The organism is Halomonas marinisediminis (genome assembly GCF_004347715.1).
GTDB classification, from domain to species: domain Bacteria; phylum Pseudomonadota; class Gammaproteobacteria; order Pseudomonadales; family Halomonadaceae; genus Halomonas; species Halomonas icarae.
On the sequence record NZ_SLTR01000373.1, the window covers coordinates 1 to 280 of the forward strand.

1 protein-coding gene is annotated in these 280 nt (G+C 53.6%); it reads left to right on the forward strand.

Features of this window, described 5'->3' with window-relative positions; all coding sequences use genetic code 11:
- Positions 1 to 56 precede the first annotated feature (56 nt).
- A partial coding sequence (locus tag E0702_RS19710) for a hypothetical protein (RefSeq protein ID WP_205742037.1) occupies positions 57 to 280 on the forward strand: 224 nt, incomplete at its 3' end.

The following is a 280-nucleotide window of genomic DNA, read 5'->3' on the forward strand; positions in this document are numbered from 1 at the left end:
GTTTACCCTACGTAACTTTAGAGAGATCTTCAACGCAAACCTTGGGAGGACACGGTATGCTTGATTGGTCGAGACTGGCCGCAATATCTTGTGCGGCACTTGTTGGCTCTGGTTCAGCTCAGGCTCAGGAAGAAACGTCGGCGAGTACGCTTTACGGCGACTTGCAGTCGGTGACCCAAAGCATGCTTTCGCGAGCGGCCGGAGATGGGAATAACTTCCTGCACACCAACGCAAATTACGCTCAGACGCGCTATTACCCAGCGAGTCAGATCAACACGGG